This window comes from Oceanobacillus senegalensis (assembly GCF_900176885.1).
Taxonomy (GTDB): domain Bacteria; phylum Bacillota; class Bacilli; order Bacillales; family Amphibacillaceae; genus Oceanobacillus; species Oceanobacillus senegalensis.
The window spans coordinates 1,031,256-1,054,074 of the sequence record NZ_LT839648.1 but is presented as its reverse complement, the minus strand read 5'-3'; the positions used below and the strand labels follow the sequence as shown (position 1 = coordinate 1,054,074).

The 22,819-nt window shown below is 34.6% G+C and carries 21 protein-coding genes and 1 pseudogene; 8 read left to right on the top strand and 14 right to left on the bottom strand.

Translation table 11 applies throughout. The features are described 5' to 3' along the window. Positions 1-75: 75 nt before the first annotated feature. The 5 genes from CAO17_RS04925 to zapA form a co-directional block, all read right to left on the bottom strand. Positions 76-483: a DUF350 domain-containing protein gene (locus CAO17_RS04925; RefSeq protein ID WP_085991747.1), complete on the bottom strand. Its 408-nt coding sequence runs from the start codon at positions 481-483 to the stop codon at positions 76-78. A 92-nt stretch (positions 484-575) separates the two neighbouring features. Next, positions 576-2,915 (bottom strand): endonuclease MutS2, encoded by a 2,340-nt coding sequence (locus CAO17_RS04920; protein WP_085991746.1) that lies wholly within the window; start codon positions 2,913-2,915, stop codon positions 576-578. 20 nt (positions 2,916-2,935) lie between these two features. Then, on the bottom strand, positions 2,936-4,654 hold the full coding sequence (gene polX, locus CAO17_RS04915; protein WP_085991745.1) for a DNA polymerase/3'-5' exonuclease PolX: 1,719 nt from the start codon (positions 4,652-4,654) through the stop codon (positions 2,936-2,938). Between the two features lie 381 nt (positions 4,655-5,035). Next, a complete protein-coding gene (locus tag CAO17_RS04910) occupies positions 5,036-5,590 on the bottom strand; it encodes a CvpA family protein (protein ID WP_085991744.1) in 555 nt (184 codons plus the stop codon). Positions 5,591-5,592: 2 nt separating this feature from the next. Further along, on the bottom strand, positions 5,593-5,856 hold the full coding sequence (gene zapA, locus CAO17_RS04905) for a cell division protein ZapA (RefSeq protein ID WP_085991743.1): 264 nt from the start codon (positions 5,854-5,856) through the stop codon (positions 5,593-5,595). Between the two features lie 220 nt (positions 5,857-6,076). Between zapA and rnhC the strand changes: the two genes are divergently transcribed. Further along, positions 6,077-7,021 carry a ribonuclease HIII gene (gene rnhC, locus CAO17_RS04900; RefSeq protein ID WP_085991742.1) on the top strand — a complete coding sequence of 315 codons (945 nt, stop codon included), beginning with the start codon at positions 6,077-6,079 and terminating at the stop codon, positions 7,019-7,021. A 90-nt stretch (positions 7,022-7,111) separates the two neighbouring features. Here rnhC and CAO17_RS04895 read toward each other — a convergent pair whose 3' ends face one another. From CAO17_RS04895 to CAO17_RS04880, 4 genes are all read right to left on the bottom strand, one after another. Continuing rightward, complete coding sequence (locus CAO17_RS04895) at positions 7,112-7,909, bottom strand: 3D domain-containing protein (RefSeq protein WP_085991741.1); 798 nt, start codon at positions 7,907-7,909, stop codon at positions 7,112-7,114. A 336-nt stretch (positions 7,910-8,245) separates the two neighbouring features. Further along, entirely contained in the window at positions 8,246-10,675 is a 2,430-nt protein-coding gene (gene pheT, locus CAO17_RS04890) for a phenylalanine--tRNA ligase subunit beta (protein ID WP_085991740.1), read from the bottom strand. A 13-nt stretch (positions 10,676-10,688) separates the two neighbouring features. Beyond that, entirely contained in the window at positions 10,689-11,723 is a 1,035-nt protein-coding gene (pheS, locus tag CAO17_RS04885; protein WP_085991739.1) for a phenylalanine--tRNA ligase subunit alpha, read from the bottom strand. 431 nt (positions 11,724-12,154) lie between these two features. Next, on the bottom strand, positions 12,155-12,892 hold the full coding sequence (locus tag CAO17_RS04880; protein WP_085991738.1) for a TrmH family RNA methyltransferase: 738 nt from the start codon (positions 12,890-12,892) through the stop codon (positions 12,155-12,157). Between the two features lie 106 nt (positions 12,893-12,998). Here CAO17_RS04880 and sspI point away from each other — a divergent pair, with 106 nt between their 5' ends. From sspI to CAO17_RS04850, 6 genes and pseudogenes are all read left to right on the top strand, one after another. Next, positions 12,999-13,217 (top strand): small acid-soluble spore protein SspI, encoded by a 219-nt coding sequence (sspI, locus tag CAO17_RS04875; protein WP_085991737.1) that lies wholly within the window; start codon positions 12,999-13,001, stop codon positions 13,215-13,217. Positions 13,218-13,559: 342 nt separating this feature from the next. Further along, the gene (locus CAO17_RS04870; protein ID WP_085991736.1) at positions 13,560-15,125 is read left to right on the top strand and encodes a DUF6583 family protein; all 1,566 of its coding nucleotides are present in this window, start codon (positions 13,560-13,562) and stop codon (positions 15,123-15,125) included. Between the two features lie 25 nt (positions 15,126-15,150). Continuing rightward, complete coding sequence (locus CAO17_RS04865) at positions 15,151-16,383, top strand: ABC transporter permease (RefSeq protein ID WP_143833721.1); 1,233 nt, start codon at positions 15,151-15,153, stop codon at positions 16,381-16,383. A gap of 2 nt (positions 16,384-16,385) precedes the next feature. After that, entirely contained in the window at positions 16,386-17,513 is a 1,128-nt protein-coding gene (locus CAO17_RS04860; RefSeq protein ID WP_179151890.1) for an ABC transporter permease, read from the top strand. Next, positions 17,500-18,168: an ABC transporter ATP-binding protein gene (locus CAO17_RS04855; protein ID WP_085991733.1), complete on the top strand. Its 669-nt coding sequence runs from the start codon at positions 17,500-17,502 to the stop codon at positions 18,166-18,168. The genes CAO17_RS04860 and CAO17_RS04855 overlap by 14 nt, the downstream gene beginning before the upstream one ends. A 163-nt stretch (positions 18,169-18,331) precedes the next feature. After that, a pseudogene (locus tag CAO17_RS04850) lies at positions 18,332-18,915 on the top strand (lytic transglycosylase domain-containing protein). 98 nt (positions 18,916-19,013) lie between these two features. Here the strand turns inward: CAO17_RS04850 and CAO17_RS04845 are convergent. After that, positions 19,014-20,099: a M42 family metallopeptidase gene (locus CAO17_RS04845; RefSeq protein WP_085991732.1), complete on the bottom strand. Its 1,086-nt coding sequence runs from the start codon at positions 20,097-20,099 to the stop codon at positions 19,014-19,016. A gap of 46 nt (positions 20,100-20,145) precedes the next feature. Beyond that, a complete protein-coding gene (locus tag CAO17_RS04840; RefSeq protein ID WP_085991731.1) occupies positions 20,146-20,631 on the bottom strand; it encodes a dUTP diphosphatase in 486 nt (161 codons plus the stop codon). Positions 20,632-20,909: 278 nt separating this feature from the next. On the opposite strand from CAO17_RS04840, the gene CAO17_RS04835 reads away from it, so the two are divergent. Continuing rightward, on the top strand, positions 20,910-21,305 hold the full coding sequence (locus tag CAO17_RS04835) for a sigma-w pathway protein ysdB (RefSeq protein WP_085991730.1): 396 nt from the start codon (positions 20,910-20,912) through the stop codon (positions 21,303-21,305). Between the two features lie 56 nt (positions 21,306-21,361). On the opposite strand, the gene CAO17_RS04830 is transcribed toward CAO17_RS04835, so the two are convergent. The 3 genes from CAO17_RS04830 to rplT form a co-directional block, all read right to left on the bottom strand. Continuing rightward, positions 21,362-21,934: a TVP38/TMEM64 family protein gene (locus tag CAO17_RS04830; RefSeq protein WP_085991729.1), complete on the bottom strand. Its 573-nt coding sequence runs from the start codon at positions 21,932-21,934 to the stop codon at positions 21,362-21,364. Positions 21,935-22,096: 162 nt separating this feature from the next. After that, the gene (locus CAO17_RS04825; RefSeq protein ID WP_085991728.1) at positions 22,097-22,366 is read right to left on the bottom strand and encodes a DUF1294 domain-containing protein; all 270 of its coding nucleotides are present in this window, start codon (positions 22,364-22,366) and stop codon (positions 22,097-22,099) included. Between the two features lie 69 nt (positions 22,367-22,435). Beyond that, complete coding sequence (gene rplT / locus CAO17_RS04820) at positions 22,436-22,792, bottom strand: 50S ribosomal protein L20 (RefSeq protein ID WP_085991727.1); 357 nt, start codon at positions 22,790-22,792, stop codon at positions 22,436-22,438. Positions 22,793-22,819: the final 27 nt, after the last annotated feature.

Sequence of the window (22,819 nt, the reverse complement as noted above, 5' to 3'; positions counted from 1 at the left end):
ACCGGTAATAATAAACACTATAGCAACAACAATTAAAATTTTTGCTAGCCTTTCAAACACCATATTACCCCTCCTCTATAAAATACTTGCCCCAATTACAAAAGCAAGTCCGATGGAAATCATCATGGAGATGAAACCAACAGCAAGATTCCCTTTACCAATCTCTTCATCGACTCGAATGGTGGGTGTTAAAAATTCAAAAATGAAATATCCAAATAAAAGTAAAATAAATCCAAATGCTCCCCATCCAATACTTTGGAGGATTGTATCATTATGTTCTATAGAATAACGGAAAATAGTTGCAATTCCAAAAAGCTTTCCACCAGTCGCCATAGCTACGGAGAAATTTCCATTTTTAATTTCCTTCCAATTTTTATATGAAGTTACCAGTTCAAAAACTGCAAGGAACACAACTGTACATAGAACAACCACACTGTACCTTGCCGCTGTAATAACCATAATGTTTTCCCAAAAATGTTCCATTCCTTTTCTACCCACCTTTCCCCTTATCATTTCTTTTGGTAAAATCACGCCCATCCCTATTAATGAGCGTGATTTTAATAAATTATTTACCTCTACTTAAACTCAATTACTGTTACCCCACTACCTCCTTCTCCACTTGAACCTGGCCTTGAGTTAGCAATACCTGGATGGCTTTTGACAAACTCTTGTACACCTTTACGAAGTGCACCAGTTCCTTTCCCATGAATAATCGATACCCTTGGATAACCTGCAAGTAAACTATCATCAATATATTTTTCTAATTTAAGCAATGCGTCCTCATAACGCTCACCACGTAAATCAAGTTCTGTTTTCACATGGTAATTGTTTCCTTTGATCGTTGCAATTGGCTTCTCGTACGTTTGTTTTGGTTTACCTAGGAACTGTAAATCATTTCGCTTAACCTTAACTTTCATAATACCTACTTGCACGAGATATTCATTTTCACTTACTTTATCCAATACCTCACCTTTTTGATTTACAGTCAGAAGTTTAATTTCATCCCCAGGTTGAAGTTCTTTACTTTCGTTAGACACAGTCTTACTTTTTGGTTTTTTCGTTGTTAAATTAGGTGTAGCATCCTCGAGCATTTTCTTGGCTTCAATCCATTCATGCTCTTTTAACTCAACATTGGATTTCATGTTTCTAATTTCTTTTACAATTATTTCCGCTTCTTCCTGTGCTTGCTTAATTGCTTTTTCCGCTTTCTCCTCAGCTCTCTTAAACAATTTTTCTCGTTTACTTTGGAACTGATTCCATTCCCTATTTAACTGGTCTCGGAGCTGTTCACTTTCAAGTAAAATTTCGTGAGCTTTTTCATAATCCTTTTCAGCAGACAGCTGTGATTTTTCAAGAGAAGCAATCATATTTTCTACACTCTTAGAGTCAACTCCAATTAGACCTTTTGCACGGTTTATTATTTCTTCATTTAATCCAAGTCGTCTTGATATTTCAAATGCATTGCTTCTTCCTGGTACGCCAATTAATAATCGGTATGTAGGCTGCAATGTTTCCACATTAAATTCAACAGATGCATTAATCACATTATCACGATTATATCCATATGCCTTTAGCTCTGGGTAATGGGTCGTTGCAATGACTCTTGCATCTCTAGCAATGACTTCATCTAAAATAGACATAGCTAGTGCAGCCCCTTCACCCGGATCAGTTCCTGAACCTAATTCATCAAATAATACTAACGAGTCACGATCCACATGCTTTATAATCTCAACAATATTTGTCATATGAGAAGAAAATGTACTTAAGTTCTGCTCAATGGATTGTTCGTCACCTATATCAGCAAATACATCTTTAAAAACAGCGAGTTCACAACCATCTAAAGCCGGAACCTGTAAACCAGCCTGGGCCATTAACGTACATAAGCCGACCATTTTTAATGTTACCGTTTTTCCTCCAGTATTGGGTCCAGTTATTACAATTGTTGTGTAGGTATCACCTATTTCCACATCATTCGCAACAACTTCATCCATTGAAATTAGCGGATGCCTCGCTTGCTTCATTTTAATAACGCCTTTATTATTCATCTTTGGTTTAGCTGCTTTCATATGGCTCCCTAACAAAGCCCTTGCATTAATAAAATCCATTTCCGCTAAAACCGAAACATTCTCAGATAAAAATTCATTATGTTCCGCTATTTTAGCACTAAGCTCCTTCAAAATCCGATCAATCTCCTGTTTCTCTTTGCTATATGCAGCCTGTAGTTGATTATTTAAATCCACTACTGCTTTTGGTTCCATAAATAATGTTTGTCCTGACGATGACTGGTCATGTACAATGCCACCGATGGAACCACGATATTCTTGTTTAACTGGTAGTACATAACGGTCATTTCTAATCGTTACTATCACATCGGATAGCATTTTACTATTTGTTCTTGTATAACCCTCCAACTTTTCACGTACCCTTGATTCAAAGGTACGAATGGATGTACGAATACTCCGTAGTGCCTGTGACGCACTATCCATCATTTGACCGTGATCATCAATACAGTTCTTAATCTTTCTTTCTAATTCTTTAAGAGGAGTAATTCGTTCAACAAACCCCTTTAAAATAGGTACGTTCTCCTCTAAGTTTTGAATGAAGCTTTTTACTTGCCGTCCACCATAAATCGTATCTGCAACATTTAAGCATTCTTCTGGAGATAATACACCACCAATTGTACTTCGTTTCAGACTCATACGTATATCTGTTATCCCACCAAAGGGAATCGTCTTATTTAACCGAAGAATTTGTGCTGCTTCATCTGTTTCATCTTGTAATCGTACGACGTCATCAATATTTGATACTGGTCTTAATTTTGAAGCATAATCTTTACCAATAGATGTTGCTGCATGTTTTATTAATTGTTCAATTATTTTTTGAAATTCTAATACACGAAAAATCCGTTCGTTCATGCATCTTACTCCTTTTAAAGCTATTTGTTCTGATTAAAATAATCGATTAATTTATCCTTATCCCACGTATTCAAGACCATATCCTTACGAATCCAGCCCCGTCTAGCTGTTCCTACTCCATATTTCATATGCTCTAGCATCTGATAACTATGTGCATCTGTATTGATTGCCAAATTAACTCCCGCTTCTTGAGCTTTTCTAGCCCATTCAGCAGATAAATCTAATCGATTAGGATTAGCATTAATTTCTAATGCTGTATTCATTTCTTTTGCCTTGTCAATCAATTTCTCAACATCTACCTTATAACCATCTCTTTTTCCAATTAATCTCCCAGTTGGATGAGCAATTATATTTACGAATGGATTTTCTAATGCATTAAATAAACGATTCATAATTTGCTCTTCCGTTTGATTAAAACTAGAGTGAATTGCACCAATCACAAAATCCATTTCCTTCAAGAATTCATTAGAAAAATCAAGACTTCCATCAGGTAAAATATCCATTTCTACGCCAGCAAAAATATGAATGTCCTCATATTTCTCATTTAATTCATGGATAACCTCTCGTTGCTGCCGTAAACGTGTCTCATCTAAACCATTTGCCACACGTAAATACTTTGAATGATCTGTAATAGCTATATAGGAGTAACCTTTTTTTCTTACTTGGTTAACCATTTCCTCTATAGACTGAGCACCATCACTAAAAGTCGTGTGCATATGTAAATCACCTTTGATATCTTCCAACTTAATTAGTGGATAATTTTCCCGGAAAGATTCTATTTCACCAGTATTTTCCCTTACTTCTGGTGGAATATAGGTTAAATTAAAATGTTTAAAAAATGCTTGCTCGCTCGAGAATGTCAAAATTTCCTGTGTTTCTTCTAATTCAACACCATATTCACTTATCTTCTCTCCGCGAGATTTAGCTAACTGTCTCATCGCTACATTATGGTCCTTTGAACCGGTAAAATGATGTAATGTTGTAGGAAATTCTTCTTTCTTTACCATTCGAAAATCGACATTGATATCATAAATATCATCAATCGTTACAGAAACCTTTGTTTCTCCTTTAGCAATAACCTCTTTTATGCTCGGAATTTGTAGTAATTGATCCCTAACCGAACTAGGATTAGGTGTTGCAATGATAAAATCAATATCTCTAATCGTTTCCCTCATCCTCCGTAAACTTCCTGCTAGGGAGAAAGTCTCTACATCACTCATTTTTTCGATGTAGGCTTCAATTTTTTCAGCAACTGGAACGACATTAGAAATTGGTAATCTTTCTGGTCTATTTCCCGCTTCTTCTATCGCCGCTAAAATCTTTTCTGCTGATTTTTTACCAAAACCTGCTAATCTTTCAACATCTCCATTTTCGCAAGCTAATTTTAATGAGTCTGCATCGGTTACTCCAAGTTCCTGATAAAGCTTGGCTAATTTTTTACCACCAAGCCCCGGTAAGTTTAATAATGGAACCAAACCTTCTGGAACTTCTTTCTCTAATTTTTGAAGTACTTCTGACTGTTCTGTTTTTATATATTCTACAATTACGGTACTTGTTCCCTTACCAATTCCTTTTATTTTCGTAAAATCCTCAATATCTCCTAATGATCGCTCATCGCGTTCAAGCGCTTGTGCTGCTTTTCGATATGCCGATATCTTAAAAGGATTTTCGCCTTTTAACTCTAATAAAACTGCTATTTTTTCCAATAACTTAATAACATCTTTTTTATTAACTGACATTTTTTTCACCTTTCATATGATTCAAATTTAAAGGGAGAATAAAAAGGACCGGTCAAACTAAGTTCGCGACTTCTTGGGACTGCGATTAGTTGTACTACCAAAACCATTTATTGCAACGCCGACACTAGCACGTCCTGTGTGTCGAAAGTTCGAAGCGGCGTAGCTTTGAAGACGTTGGTGTACACTAAGAAGAACACCAGGAGCGGAAAAGCAAGCCAGCGAGCTTCCACAGGATTGGTGACTTCGACGTTCGTCACAGAACGTGACGGTACTTAGTCGACTTTTTGAACAACCTCTAAAAAGACTGATTCCTTATTTTAATACTATTGTACATGACATACAATCGTATCACTAATAAGATGAATCAGTCTAAAGGTAAAGTTATTTTCCTTGCTCCTCCCCAATGTAGGAAAACCATAATTCAAGGACTTTTTCAGAAAAGTACGGGGTTTGTTCTAAAATAAACAAAGCGAGAGATGAGCCATTTATCCATTCCTGAACCGTTCCTACTGGTGTTAATGCTAATATGTATAAAATAATAAATGCTAATAAATAAACCTCTAAAAATCCAAGAATGGCACCTAGCAACTTATTAACAGAATTGAGAATAGGTATAGAAGCTACAAAATCCAACATAGATGCTATAATCTGCAATATGATTTTTACAACAAAGAATATGAGTGCAAATGCAATAGCATTATAAAAGGCTCCCTCGACAGGTAAGGTCTGTAAGAAATTTGCCAAAATACTATCATCCTGTAATTCAGGATATGGAACCCATAACGCTATTCTACTTCCAATAGTGTCATAATACATAGCAGCAACAATAAATGCTACTACAAATCCAATTAAATGCAAAAATTGCAAAACAAAGCCACGTTTTAGGCCCATTAAAAATCCAAATATCAAAATCATCATTAAAATAAGAGTAAACATACTTAATTTTCCTCTTTTCTTTTCTTTGAACCTAGCAATCTAGCATATTCTTCTTTCAGTTTCAAGTAATCATTCATCGTATTAAGTGCCGTCAATACAGCAAGACTTGCCGTATCAAGATGTCTATTAGAATGTTGAATCTCTTTCATCTTTTGATCAACTAAACTGGCGACCAAACGAACATGTGTTGCCGATTCATCATCTGGAACAACAGTATATGATCGATTATGTATTTCTACGGATACACGTTCCTTTTTTTCTGTCACGTGAATAGCCCCCCGCTCAAGAATTCTACACTTTATATTAACATGAAGTTTGTTTTTTAAAAAGAAGTATTTAAAACGGGTCTTTAAAACAACCGAAAATGAAGTGATTCGGCTTTTCACAACACACTCTATTTGCTATAGTTTTATATATGATGTGAATTGGTCATACATGAATATTATTACACTATTGTTCAAACTGGTACAAGAAGGAGAGTAAAATTTGGGACAAATTGTCAATAAATATACATTACAAACAATCCATAAAATGAAAACTTACTATCAAGAATCGCTTACCTCCCCTCCTCAAGGAGCAATCTTTCGTGCAAAGACCCAACATGCTGTGATTACATCCTATACGTCTGGAAAAGTACTCTTTCAAGGAAGTTCACCAGAAGTAGAGGCAGGAAAATGGGAAAACGAAATCATTGAAAATAACTCTACAAAACGATCGTATTCTAATAAACCACCAAAGAAGTCTAATTTATATTCACCACCAAAAACCTTATTTACAGGCAGTCATATCGGTTCGGATGAAGCAGGTACTGGTGATTATTTTGGACCCATTACGGTTGGTGCAGTATACGTAGAAAAACAGCAAATAAAACAATTAAAAGAATTAGGAATTAGGGACTCCAAAAACTTAACGGATGATGTTATTAAAGACTTGTCAAAGGAGATTGTAAAGTTAAATATACCTTACTCTCTAGTCATTCTACATAACGAAAAGTATAACAAGTTGCAAAAAAAAGGCTGGTCACAAGGAAAGATGAAGGCAATGCTGCACCACTCTGCCATTAATCATTTAAAGCGAAAAATAGATGGATCAGAATATGAAGGTATATTAATTGACCAATTTTGTGAACCAAACGTGTACATTAATTATTTATCATCCGAAAAAAGGAAATTACCTGAGAAAACCTTCTTTATGACGAAAGCGGAAAGCTACTCGATTGCTGTAGCTGCCGGTTCTATTATAGCTAGAACCAGTTTTGTCAAGGAAATGGATAAATTATCAGCCAAACTGGAAATTGAACTACCAAAAGGGGCATCAAGTAAAGTGGACCAAACTATAGCAAAAGTTATACGTTATAAAGGAGAAAGCGTTCTACCATCGTGTGCTAAAGTGCATTTCGCCAATTCACAAAAAGCGAAACGTTATTTATAAATGGAATAGACAATAGCAAAAAGCATTACCAAACGCTTCTTGTGTGTATCATGAACATTTGGTAATGCTTTTAATTTAGGTTTTAATTGGTTATTCTTCTAAAATTGTCACTTCTACATTTTTTCTTCCCCAGCTATATGCTTCGTCTTTCGTGGGAACATGGACATCAATTTTGTTGCCTTTAATAGCACCACCCGTATCGGCAGCAATAGCTTGACCATAACCTTCCACATAGACTTCTGTACCGAGTGGAATAACATTAGGGTCTACAGCAATCACTTTTGCATTTGGATTTGCTTTTAAATTCATACCAGTGGCAGTGATGCCTGAACACCCTGAACAATATGCTGTATAAGCAGTAGCTTCCACAGAAAATGTTTTCCCTTCCACTTTTGGGTCTTCGCTATTAGACACTTGTTCTGGTTTCTGTTTCTTTTCAGTACCACTTACATTGTGACTAGCAATGGAAACGGAAGCTTGCTTTTCCGTATTATCTGATGATTTCACTGCTAATTGTCCTTTCACTTCATGTCCATTAACAACTAACTGCTGACCGACTAATATCAAATCAGAAGATAGTTCATTCCAAGCCATCAATTCCTTTGTACTTACATCCTCACCATAACGATCACTAATTCCACTCAAGGTGTCACCTTTTTGCACTTCATATGTTTCTATATCACTCTCGATTTTTAAAACTTGTTCTGGAATTATCAAAGAGGAATTCAATTTATTTATATCCATTAACACTTTTACAGACGTGTTATAAGTTTGTGCTATTTCCCAAAGTGTATCTCCTTTTTTCACCTCATACTCTTCAGCTGACACAGTGGTTGTAAAGATACTAAAAAAAATCATTCCGATAATAGCAGTAAATAATTTTTTCACTATGTAATCCTCCTCATAACCAAATTGACAAGCCAATCGTACCATGACAAGCACCCACTTGTGGTTACAGCCTAGTTAAGTGTTTATATCGAGCATTACAATTAGAATATATTTTGTTTAATTAGTTCTATTTTTATATTTCCAACATATAATGTAGTAGAGCACTTATGGCCTGTCATATCTGTCATATAAAAAGAGGTTTTCAAAATCATCATTAATACTTTTATACTTACTAGATTTCATGCCAAAAGCAACAACCTTCTAGAAAACAGTCAAAAAACACATAGAAGTACTCCCAATTTGGCAGTACCTCTATGTGTATTAAAAATTTATACGTTATGAACGAATATACGCATGAAACTTATTTTTTACTGCTTCCACAATCTTCTCATAAGATGCTTCTACTTCATCATCTTTTAACGTCTTATTCGGATCTTGATATAAAAGACTATATGCAATGGATTTCTTATCCTCTGGAATGTTGTCTCCTTCATACACATCAAAAACTTGCACCCGTTTAACAAGCGGTGTTCCAACTTCTTCAATAACCTGTTTAACTTCACCAGCTTGTACATCCTTATCAAGGATAAATGCAATATCTCTTGCTATGGATGGATACTTGGGAATATCTTGATATGCTGGAACATTCTCATAGTTAGAAAATACTTCTTCTAAATTAATATCAAATACATATGTTTCTTTTAGGTCCAATTCTTTTGCAGTGCCTGGATGAACCTGGCCAATAAATCCTACTGTTTTATCCTGTAATTTAATAACAGCAGTTCTACCAGGATGCATATCATTAATTTTTGCCTTTTCAAACGTTACAGGAATATCTAAATACCCAAATAAACCTTCTACGATTCCCTTGACAACATAGAAGTCAATCTGCTTCTTCTCTTGCTGCCAGGGTTGTTCTAACCATAAACCAGTTAATGCTGCAGAGAGACGTAGCATTTCATTAGGCTGTTTAGTAATTCCTTCTTCATTCGAAACGAACACAGATCCCATTTCAAAAAATGCAAGATCCATTTGATTTCTTGCAATATTATAGGAGATAGATTGGAGCATTTCCGGTAGAATACTTAAACGTAAATATCTATGATCCTCACTCATAGGCATTGCCAAAGAAATTGGATGTGGTTGCAGATCACTTACATCTGGACTAACTAAACGATTTACATTCTCCTCATTTGTAAGAGAATATGTAAGGGTTTCAGATAGTCCAATACTTTGCATAAACTGCTTCACATTACGTTTCAGTAACTGAAGCTCTGTTAAACCACCAGCTTGACTTGCACCTTCTGGCAATGTATATGGCAATTTATCATAACCATAAATTCTTGCTATTTCTTCTACCATATCCTCAAAAATCGTAATGTCACCACGACGAGTTGGGACCTTCACAATGAATGTGTTATTATCCTGTTCGAATGCGAAGTTAAGGCGTGTAAGGATACCAGCTATTTCCTCTGGTGTAATATTGGTACCTAATCGTTCGTTAATTCTATCCGTTTCAACGGTCACCATTTTCTCTTCCTTATCTAACTCATCAAATTCCACCACACCGGATAATACTTTACCATTCGCATATTTCTGGAGAAGATAACTAGCTCTTAACCCAGCTTTTTTTACACGATTTGGATCGACACCTTTTTCAAATCTTGTACTAGATTCACTTCTAAGGCCCGTAGCTTTCACTGTTTTACGAACAGAACCCCCATCAAAAAAAGCTGCCTCTAATAATACATTGGTTGTTTCTTCTGTTACTTCTGTGTTAGCTCCACCCATTACACCAGCAAGGGCTGTTGGTACTTTTCCATTTGTAATCACCAGACGTTCTTCAGATAATACTCTTTCTTGATCATCTAATGTAATCATTGTTTCTCCATCTGCCGCTCGACGTACAACAATTTTATCTGATGAGAAACGGTCATAGTCAAATGCATGGAGCGGTTGCCCATATTCCATTAGTACATAGTTCGTTATATCTACTACATTATTAATTGGACGAACCCCGGCTGCCATTAAATAATTTCGCATCCATAATGGAGAAGCTTTAATTTCAACATCCTTAATGACAAATGCACCATAATAAGGGTTTAATTCTGGAGCTTGTACTTCAACTGAAATATAATCTCCTGTAGATTCATCTTCTAAGACATCTACCGTTTCATGGGGTAAATGAACTTCCTTATCAAGAATTGCTGCCACCTCATAAGCAACTCCTAGCATACTCATTGCATCTGCACGGTTTGCTAAAATATCTAATTCTAAAATGGCATCATCAAGGTTTAATAACGGTACGATGCTTTCACCAATAGGGGCATCCTCTGGAAAAACGAAAATCCCATCAGCTACATCAGTTGGGATATACTTTTCATCTACACCTAGTTCCTGAAGGGAACAAATCATTCCATTGGATTCTACCCCACGTAATTTCGCCTTTTTAATTTTCACATTTCCAGTAAGCGTTGCACCAGGTTTTGCAACTGCAACTCTTTGTCCTTCTGCAATATTCGGTGCCCCACAGATAATTTGTAATATTTCTTCACCTACATCAACTTGGCAGAGATTCAATTTATCTGCATTAGGATGTTTTTCACATGAACGAACATAACCTACTACCACATTTGTACTTTTTTCTGCAAAATATTCAACACTTTCTACTTCAATACCAGATTTTGTAATCTTCTCCGCAAGTTCTTCAGGAGTTATATCTCCTAAATCAACATAGTTTTTTAACCAATTATAAGATACTAACATGTCGGTCCCTCCCTTAAGCCTTATGATATTGTTTTAAGAATCGTACATCATTGGTATAGAATCCACGAATATCATTGACGCCATATTTCAGCATTGCAATTCGTTCTGGTCCCATACCAAATGCGAATCCAGAATAAACAGTAGGATCATATCCTGCCATTTCCAGAACTTTAGGATGAACCATTCCACCTCCAAGAATTTCAATCCATCCCGTTCCTTTACAAACACTGCATCCCTCTCCATGGCAAACCTTACAAGAGATATCCATTTCCACAGAAGGTTCCGTAAATGGGAAAAAGCTAGGACGTAAACGGATTTCACGCTCCTCTCCAAACATTTTCTTCGCGAACTTATCTAATGTTCCTTTTAAATCACTCATCCGAACATTTTTATCAACATATAATCCTTCAATTTGCGTAAATTGATGGGAATGTGTTGCATCATCTGTATCACGACGATAAACTTTTCCAGGACAAATCATTTTAACTGGCTTTTCACCCTTATATTCTTGCATCGTTCTCGCCTGAACGGGTGATGTATGTGTACGCAATAATAATTCATTTGTAATATAAAATGTATCCTGCATATCTCTAGCAGGGTGATTTTTAGGTAAATTTAATGCTTCAAAATTAAAGTAATCCGTTTCTACTTCCGGTCCTTCTTTCACTTCATAGCCCATTCCAATAAATAAATCTTCAATTTCTTCTACAATATCTGTTAATAAATGCGGTCCTCCAACCCTTACTGGTCTTCCGGGTAGGGTAACATCAATAGATTCTTCCTCTAGTTTTTGTTCAAGTGCAGCTCTTTCAAGTTTTTCAGCTTTTTCATCTAATGCTCCTGTTATAGTATCTCGTACTTGATTGGCAATTTGTCCAATAACAGGCCTTTCTTCTTTGGACAGTTTTCCCATCCCTTTTAAAACTTTCGTTAATGAACCTTTTTTACCTAAATATGTAACACGAATTTCTTGAAGCTCTTTCGGACTATCGACTAGAGATACTTTTTCTAAAGCTTCTTCCTGAATCGCTTCTAATTGCTCTTTCATAACTAATTAGCCTCCTTTAATTCAAGTTTTGAATGAAATTTGGAATTTCCATTTACCAATCATTAGTCTTTTCCACGAAACACAAAAAGCCCTCATTCCCATATAAAAGGGACGAGGACTAAATTCGCGGTACCACCCTTATTGATACTAGCATTTACTAGCATCCGGCTCTAACATGATAACGGAATAATTCCGGGACACCTTTACTTATATCATGAATACCGCCTGACGTATCGCCCATAATAAAAGGTCCAAGTGCCTGCTCCAGAGTGAAATGATAACATCATATACGATAGAAATGCTTCCAATCTAAGGCACCTCTTCCCTGAATCGCTCATCATGCTATCTAACTCTTTCAACGCTTCTTTGAATATTTCATTCATTCTCTTCATATAATAATACATTATAAGTAAATCATTTATAGTTTGCAACTATCCTTTAATATAATACATTAAAATGCCTGCAGCAATACTTACATTTAAAGACTCGGCTTTACCATAAATTGGAATATTGACTATTTTATCAGATTGAGCAAGAATATCCTTATTAACTCCTGCACCTTCATTTCCCATGATTATAGCCACTTTTTCATCTATTTTACATTCATTATATTTTACTGCATTTTCCAAAGCAGTTGCCCATATAGCAAATCCATCTTGTTTTAAATGAGGTATCGTCACCTTCAAATTTCTTTCATAGATTGGAATGTGAAAAATAGATCCTTGGGTTGACCGAATGACTTTGTCATTAAATAAATCCACTGTTCCTTCACCTAAAATGATGCCATTAAAACCAGCAGCATCTGCTGTACGAATCATTGTTCCTAAATTACCAGGATCCTGAATGGAATCAATTAATAATAAATGATTGCCTGTGATTGTATGAATCTGTTTTATTTCAACGACAGCAGCTATCCCTTGAGGTGTTTTTGTTTGTGAAATATGTTCAAATACGTTTTTACTAATTGTCGTTATGTGTAAGCTTCTACACCATTCCGGAATTATTGTGTCTTCTTGAATAATCACTTCTTTTATTTGCCAATCACTATTCCAGGCCTCTTCCAAAAGATGAATGCCTTCAATAAGAAAAACTCCTGTATTTTTACGTTCCTTACGCTTATGTAGCTTCTTCCAAGATTTCACTTTTTCATTTTTTAATGAGGTAATCATTATTTTTTCATCCTTATCCATTTTTCTTTATTCATCATACATATTTTTACTGCTATCGGTCAAACTATCCCTAAGTTTTTATTTAGCATGGAAAGGAGCGTTAAAAATGGATTTAAATATTCGTAAAGCAATTTTGCATAACATTTCTAATAATAATCAAGATCAATTAGAAGAAACAATTGTTGACGCTATACAAACAGGTGAAGAAAAAATGTTACCTGGTTTAGGAGTTTTATTTGAACTGATCTGGAATCAATCTAGTGAACAGGATAAGCAGGAAATGATTGAAGCCTTAGAGCAAGGTGTAAAACAAGCAGGTAGTTAGTCATTGTTTAAAAAATAATCATTTAGAAGTAAAGTAAACACCAAAAAAATGTTTAAGATCTTACAACTTTGACATTTTTTGGTGTTCTTTACTTAGAAGTAATACCGTTCAAAAATCCACTATATTAGGACTTTCAAATTATTTTTTGTTTTACCCCCATTGTCTATGAGTAACACGTATTATTCCAGTTATTAGTAAATTAGTTAAATTCATACAAAGAAAGTATATACAATTCCTATATAGGGCGATATAATCTATTTGTCTAGTATAATAGTAATTGTAAGTATGTTTTAATGTTTTTATAAATACATATATAAGAATTGAAGAGAAAGGGGATATTACGTGGAAGATTCAAACAAAAAACAAGGGGTTAACAAAGGGTTTATAGCTATTATTGTAGCTGCAATATTAGTTATTGGAGGAAGTGTTGCAGCATTTACGCTTATCATTAACACCTCTCCAAAACAAACTTATTTTCTAGCAGAAAAAAATACATTGGAATTTGTTGGCGACACGATAAAAGATCGTTATCAAGCAGAACTAGACTGGAATGAATTGTCATATGAAAATCCAACAGAACAATCGGTAAAACTGTCTGCAGAATATAACGGACCAACCGCTACTGAAGGATACACAACCATTAATCCGGCCCAGATTATTAATAATTCCAGCATTAGTCTGAAAGCACAGGCAGATATGGAGAATAAACAAATTGCCAGTGAGATTGCTTTAGATATTGCTGGAATAAAGGTTGACGGACTGAGTGCTTATCTAACAGATGAAAAAGTAATGGTTGGATTACCATTTATTGAGGAATATTTACAGATTAAAGATGATGATTTAGGACCGTTACTAAAAGAATTGGATCCAGTAACATTCACTGGCGATGAAACCTTAGAATTAGATACATTGTTTGAGAAAAATGGTGGCCTAAGTGATGAAGATTTGGAATATCTCAAAACGGAATATGGAAAAATGATTTACGATGAATTGCCAGATGATGCATTTGAGACTACAAATGAAACAATCGAAATAAACGGTGAATCACTTGATACAGAAAAAATTGAACTTCATTTAAATGAACAACAAGTAAGAGATCTGTTAACAACTATTTTTGAGAAATTGGAAAACGACGATAGATTAAAGGAAATACTACGAACTCAGCTCACTGCCAGTCAAATTGGTAATCCAACATTAGATGATGATGTAGACCAAATACTATCCGATTTTGAAGATGGATTAGGACAGGCGAAGGAAGAAATACAAGACTTCCACATACCAAATGGTTTTACTTCTACTATTTGGGTTCACAATGACATGATTGCTAAACGTGACATGAATATGGAACTTGGACCAGATAAGAATAATCTCATTTCCTTTAGTGTAAATGGTACACAATTGTTTACTGAGACAACACAACATTTTAATTATGATTTCGAATTTGCTGATCCTGCTAATCAAGGTACAATGAATGTAACTGGCGACCTATCATGGGATGGAAACAATGCAGAAGACTCTATTAAACTAACAGCTGGAGAAACCACCCTATCATATGTAGCTACTGAAACTTTAGAAAATGGAACACGAAATTTTGAAAGAACTTTCTCTTTTAACGATGGTTTCAATGATGGTAAATTAATTTGGGACGGATCATCAACCTTTGAGAGCGAGCAAATGAATTCCGAACACCATCTATCTATAGAAACCTCTGATATGGGTAATTTAATAAATTTACAATTACTTGTAGATGGTAACGTCATCGAATCTGTAGAAATGCCATCTGAGGAGAATGTAAAAGATTTAGGTGGAATGAGTGCTGTAGAACTAATGGATTATGTAGAATCCGAACTTACTCCTCGTTTTCAACAATGGCTATTTGGAATCATGGCTGGCGGATCAGGTTTTTAAGTTAACCGTATAATTCTATTTTTGAATGGGAAGTGCCTATATGCATACAATAAAATATATCTTTTTATTCATTCATAATAATATGCTTAGGTTAAAGAGGAAGTGGCTAACACTTCCTCTTCTTTTCATGTTTCCCTTAATAATTGTAGGGACTATCCTTTTTATTATAGGATCTATTTTTTACCCTGAGGAAAAGAATCCCATCCATGTTGGGTTAGTGGATTTAGATCAATCAAAAGAAACACAACTAGTTTCCCAATTAATTGAGGAATCCACCCACCTTGGTAAATACATTCAAATACACAGCATATCGGAAGAAGAAGCAGAAGAAGCTATTAAAAAAAATACCATAAGTGCTTACATCATTTTTCCTGAACAGTTTACAAATAATTTATATCAAGGCACCTCTGTTGAGTTGCCAATAGTGGGAAATCCACGTAAACAAATAGATAGCTTGTTGATACGTGAAATCGTGGAGAGTATTGCGAGACATATTCGTGCTTCACAGGCTAATATCTTAACCATCAATCATTATGCAAAAAAGCTAGGAATGAAGGAAGATGAGAGAGCCGATTTAGTTTTAGAGCAATTTAAGGAATTCGTCTTTTATACATTAGGTTCCAATCAAATCGTGAATGAGAAAGAAATCAGAAATGTGGCAACATCTTCTCCAGTTTCTTATTTTAGTATTGGTTTCTGGTTTATAATCGGAACGCTTTGGCTTCTAGTCGTATATAACTTTTTTTATGTAGAAGAGCACAAACGAATGAAAGACCGCCTCAAGCTTTATGGTGTGACTTCGATACAGCGTATTGTAGCAAACATAGTCGTAACCATTATCGTCGTATACTTTCTTTCTATGTTGCTATTCGTTGGTATCCTGACTTTATTACATGTTACATGGGGGTTTTCCGATTTTGTACGTATTGGATTAATTTGGTTATTATACAGTCTTACTTTATTAGCTTGTTTAGCATTAATAGAAACAATCATCTCATCATTCAAACTACGTCTACTCGTACAATCATTATTTGCTTTTATAGGATTATTATTAAGCGGTGCTATCATTCCAGTCATATATTTTCCAATCTGGTTACAAAACCTTATAAGCTATAACTTTTTCTATGAGGCTTTTTACTGGATTAATCAAATTATACTACAGGGACGTATCTTTATTGATTTAATAACTTTGTTTTTTATAACATTAACATTTCTTTTTAGTTTACTTGGGATTTCATTATGGAAGGAGCGTGTATAGTTATGGTAGAAATCTTAACTACACGCTGGTTCCATTGGAAAAAACAAATATTCAGCCTACTATTTTGGCTATTGTTTCCAATCATTGGAACATTAGTTTTATTACAAGTTCTGAATACCCTACAGGAGGATAGCAAAATACCTGTTGGAATAGTAATGGAAGATGAGTCTCACCTTGCTGAGGAGCTTTATCAGTCCATAAAGCAAACACCCTTCATACGAATAGATGAACTCACCGAAATAGAAGCTAAGCAAATGGTACAAAACCACAAACTTGACAGTGCATTTATTATTGAAGAAAACTATGAAAAGGAAATCATAAAAGGAAATCGTAATTGGTTAATAACGGCGTACTCATCAAACCTATCCTTTGCTTATCAACCTGTAAAAGAAATGATTGTTTCCTATGTACAAGAAGATACGGGCCGTTCTAAAGCTGCCGCAGCCATTTATGCCATAAATGAAGAAGCTAAAAGTAATTGGACATTGCAAGAAATAATTACAAAAACAAAGGAAATTCAGTTAAGAGAAAACCTCCTACGAACTACGTTTTCTATAAATGGTAAAGGAAAAGGAGATTCGACTACGAACATCTGGAGTATTTGGGGAATTTGGGCAATCCTAACTATTTTATCTACTTTTTTCCTTTTTGATTGGGTTATTAAAGGGCAGCAATCCGCTACAAGATTGCGATTTACTTTTATGAAATATTCATGGAAGGGGTTCTTGCTAAGAAACCTGCTTCTACATACCATACTTTTTTATTTGTTCGATATAGTAGCTAGCATTTTATTCTATATATTCGTACAGGAAAACCTTACATGGAAATTACTGTTCTTTATATTTCTATATCGGGTGATGGTTAACTTAGCAGCATTCTTGATTGCCTTACTGTTTAATAAACTATATGTCTATTATTCTGTATCCTTTATTATTACCATGATTGTTACTATTATAAGCGGAGCTATTCTTCCCATGGACAGGATAATAAAACATTTTCCATGGATAGAAGCCATCAATCCATTTCAGAGCTTTTTAGAAAAAAACTGGGGAAATCCATGGCTAATATTATTCATAATATGGATGATTATATGGCTAATAAAAGGAGGGAAACCTTATGTTAAAAATTGATTCATTAACAAAATTTTACGGCAAAAAGAAGATTTTCAATAATATATCTTTTTTTGTTCAGCCTGGAGAAATTGTTGGACTTATTGGAGAGAATGGTGCGGGGAAATCCACTCTGCTTTCCATTCTGGCTACACTTCAATCCCCATCAAAGGGATCCTTTTCTCTAAATGAACTTAAATTCCCAATAAATAAAAAAGAGATTCGCAAACAAATTGGTTTTGTCCCTCAAGAAATTGCCTTATGGGAGGATTTTACGGTGGAAGAAAATATGTTATTTTTTGAAAAACTATCCTGGGTGAAGAAAGATAAAGACCAATTAAGACAGCTTTGCTTAAATATGAAATTAGACAAGTGGCAAGAGCCAACGAAAGTATTATCTGGTGGAATGAAACGTAAATTAAATCTAGCAATCAGTCTCATTCATGATCCCAAACTATTATTATTAGATGAACCCACCGTTGGCATCGACCTAAAATCAAAAATAGAAATCGGAAACCACTTAAAAGCACTTGCAAATTCTGGAATTATGATTGTATACACCTCCCATGATATGGACGAAATAAATAGTTTATGTGATCGGATTGTATGTATAGGAGAGGATAACTTCTATCAACAATTACTAGCAAATTCTGGGAAGGAAATCCTATCGTTTTAACTTTGCTAATCAGCGGGATTACCCGTAAAATAAATGGTATGATTTGTTCATCTTGCTGCTCTTTAATTAATGGAGTGGTAAGTACCAAACCAGCGAAGGTTATTGTATCGAAAACAACAAGCTTTTAGAATACAGTCATAGAAAATGAAGGAAAATTGACAATATGGAAATAAGGGATTTACAGAAATTTATTCAATTACAAGCATTGTCCGTTATAACTTCACATAGAAATCCATCATCTAGGGGATTCCCTATGGCAGAATTTACGTTTAAACATATGCTACAGGAAAAACTAAATACATCTATCATCCAACAAAACTCAATCATCAGTAATGGAACATCATTTGGGAATGTATCATCCTTATCTACTAATACATCTTTCCAATCAGAAATTAATGCCGCATCTGAAAGTATGGAATTGATGAAAAGCTCATTGATGCAATTATTAAAACAGAATCAAATTATAATTCGATAGCAAAAAGTACAGCAGGAGCACAAGGTCTTATGCAATTAATGCCAGCAACAGCGCGCGGTCTAGGAGTATCCAATCCTCTTGATCCTAAGCAAAATATTGAGGGTGGGATAAAATATTTAAGACAAATGCTTGATAAGTATAACGGGATTATCGAGCTCGCTCTTGCTGCATATAATGCAGGTCCTGGTAATGTAGATAAATACCAAGGAATTCCGCCTTTTAAAGAAACTCAGAATTATGTAAAGAAAGTAATGAACCAATACTTTGCTTAATAGAACTTATAAACCTCCCCTAAGATAGAAACAAATTTTTATTTTTAATCTGTCTACCTTAAGGGGAGCATATCATTTATTTTCTGCCTGAGTTTTTATTAAGCCAATATTAATTCTCTCACTGTATCTGCGTCTAATTTTTTAATTACTTCAACTATTAATTTAACTGCATTTTCAAAGTCATCACGATGCAGTATGCCAGCATGGGAATGAATGTAACGTGTGGCAATGGTTATGGATAATGACGGGACACCGTTTCCAGATAGATGAATAGAACCTGAATCTGTTCCCCCACCAGCAATGGATGCATATTGGAACGGGATATTTTTTTCATTTGCTGTATCTACAACTAAATCACGTAGCCCTTTATGAGAAACCATGGAAGCATCATAGAGTATAATTTGAGGACCTTCCCCTAGCTTACTATCTGCTTCATGCGGTTTAATTCCGGGTGTATCGCCAGCAATACCAACATCAACAGCAAATCCAATGTCTGGTTGGATTTTATTAGTAGCTGTTTTCGCACCACGTAAACCTACTTCCTCTTGAACATCACCTACACCATAAACAACATTCGGATGATTAGTATCCTTAAGTTGTTTTAGAACTTCAATTGCAATTGCTAGCCCTATACGATTATCCCAAGCTTTTGCTAATAGCATTTTTTCATTTTTTAGTGGCGTAAATTCAAAATAAGGTACGATAGAATCTCCTGGTCTCACACCAAACTCTTCCGCCTCTTCCTTACTGGAAGCTCCAATATCTATAAACATATCCTTAATATCATACGGCTTTTTACGTGCCTCTGCAGGAAGTACATGTGGTGGCTTGGAACCAATAACACCTGTTACATCCCCTTTTGAACCAAGAATAGTTACTCTTTGTGCAAGCATAACTTGGCTCCACCAACCGCCGACCGTTTGAAAATAAATATAGCCTTTTTTGTCAATACGTGTTACCATAAAGCCTACTTCATCAAGGTGTCCGGCTATCATAATTTTCGGTCCTTTATCATCGCCTATTTTTTTAGCTATAGAACTTCCTAAATTATCTGTTGTCATTTCATCTGCATAGGATGATATATATTTTTCAAATACACCACGTACTTCCTTTTCATTACCCGGAATACCTCTTGCATCTGTAAGATCTTTAAGCATCGTTAATGTTTCATCTAACTTAGTCATATATGTAATGCCTCCTTTTTATTTCTAATTATACCGTTTTCTGGTACTAATATCCTTTATTCTGCCTTTCATAATTTATCTCATTCTTCTTATAATATGCATCCTTTATGTCTGATTCTGTAAATCCTAGTATATTACCTAACTGTATATAGGAGTCAAATAAGGTTTCATAATTCTCTTTCGATGGATTGCTTCGAAATTGAGCACATGTAGTAAATACTCGATTGAATTGCACTGTTTCACTATTGGAAACAGCACTTAATCCTTTTGATTCGTATCTATACCCTTTATCAATCCCCAATGATAAAATAAAATGAATTCCATCAACATATTCCTCTAAGATAACATTGACATCATTGCGTGGTTTGTTACTCCAAAACTTAAAGCATCTAGTTTCATTTGCCAGCTCACCAATTTCTACTAATAAAGCTAAACATTTTTCCTGAAATAAGTCTCTTTCTGCAAGGCTATGATTTTCCTTGATATATGTATCCAACTGACTTTGCATTGAAAATAAAATATCCCAATCCATTTTTTCGTCCTCATTTCTTTTGCTGTTTTTTAAAAAATTGTTGTTTTGGTACTAAATAGATAGAATGTACATAAACCCTATTTATGCACGTATTGAATATTAACGCACTAACAAGGAATAACAATATATCCAAAAATGCCCTTCTTTTTCCATGATTGTATCATGAAATTTTGAAATTAGTGAAACCAAAGCTATTGTAAAAACGTAACGTAAAGGAAAGATACATATAATTATAAATTTTAAATGACTAATAAATAGTATATAGGAGTCGATTTTGTATGATTATCATTTTATTTCGGTTACTTATCTTGTTGGCTATTGTTTTATTGGTCTATACTTGGATTCAATACATTCGTAATCCCGACAGAAAGCTTCGTATAGCAAAAGAATTGAAGGAATTCTACTTATTGGATGAACCCAATGACAGCAAAAAAAATCTACATTTTGTATATAAGGGCTGTCTTTTTGATGGCGAAAAATATTTAGGTACAACAGAAAATTCATTTGAAGTAGTTGATATTCATATCACTGTACGTGATCCCTTTGAATTAAAAGGATTTACTCGCAATGATATCTATTATCTTGAAAATGAAATTCTTCAACGTTATCCGCACGCAACCATAAAATGGAACCATCCTATTGATGATTTAGTGATTACAAAAATGGAAGAATAGAAATAAAAACCCGGCAATTCCATTTAAGGAAAATGCCGAGTTTTTATTTTTACATTCTATGTGCTTACTTGAAAGAAATCTTGCCATTTAATAATGATTTCCTTACTTCTTAATAGATAAATGAATGGTAATAAACCAATAAGAAAAATAACGATATGAAATGGAGATAAGTTCGAGAGCCATCCACCAATTGAAGTGTAGACAATTGATAGTGGGATAGTTGATAACAAAGATGATCTAGTATAATCTTTTAGCCCAGCCGATATTTCGATTAAGCATAAGGATAATAAATGAAAATGAATAAAAGGAATGAGTCGAAGTAAGGCCACTTGTGATGTATTTACTTCGGCATGTTTACCTAATATTTTTTGTTTTAAATTGACTAATCTCTCTAACTTTTTCGGCATACGATGAATAATACCATAAAATAGAACACTAGAAAGCGTGATTCCAACAATAGAATAAATAGTACCTGCAATAGGGCCATATAGAATACCACCGGAAACACAAATAAAAATTACCGGGATAAAAAATAATGGCCTAATCAAATGAAAACAAATAAAGAACAAAGGAGATAACAATCCTCCCATCTCAATAAACGCCATTATATAATTCCCGACATATTCCATGTCCTTCCTCCTTTGTCATGTAGTTCCCTGATGCGTTAATAAAATAAGGAAGTTTTTACGATTCACCTATATGAAACAATTCTCATCCATCATCTGAGTCCCCGCTTAAGAAGAAGGTCTAGCGTTTTTCTCTTGTACATCTATATGACATAAGACGAGCCTTTATGACACTAAATAATAAAAGAATATGATATTTATAAGGATGATTATTGGCATACCAACAACAAACGAAGTATGCTTTGTCTTATGTCGGAACATTCTCATACCAATATAAGTTCCCATTGCTCCACCTAGTAATGCAATTAACCAAAAGGTTCTTTCTGGGATACGGTATTTCTTCTTGATTGCTTTTTGTTTATCAACGCGCATTAGTAAAAGGCCAACCAAGTTAACCCCCAGTACATAAGGTAAGATTATATGTAAATTTTCCATTGTAATACTCCTTCTTCTATAATAAAAAGACCGAATTCATCATAAAATGAACTCGGTCTTTTATACAACTTATTTGATTGCTGCTTTTGCTTTCTCAACAAGTTGAGTAAATGCTTTTTCATCATTTACAGCTAAATCTGATAACATTTTACGGTTGATATCAATACCAGCTACTTTTAATCCGTGCATTAATTTGCTGTAAGAAATATCATTTAAACGAGCAGCAGCATTAATACGAGAAATCCATAATTTACGGAAGTCACGCTTTCTTTGTCTACGGTCACGGTAAGCATATTGACCTGATTTAATTACTTGTTGTTTTGCTGTTTTAAATAGTGTTCTCTTTGAACCATAATAACCTTTAGCTAATTTTAATACGCGTTTACGACGTCTGCGTGTTACTGTTCCACCTTTTACACGTGGCATAATAATTCCCTCCTAGTACATTCACGA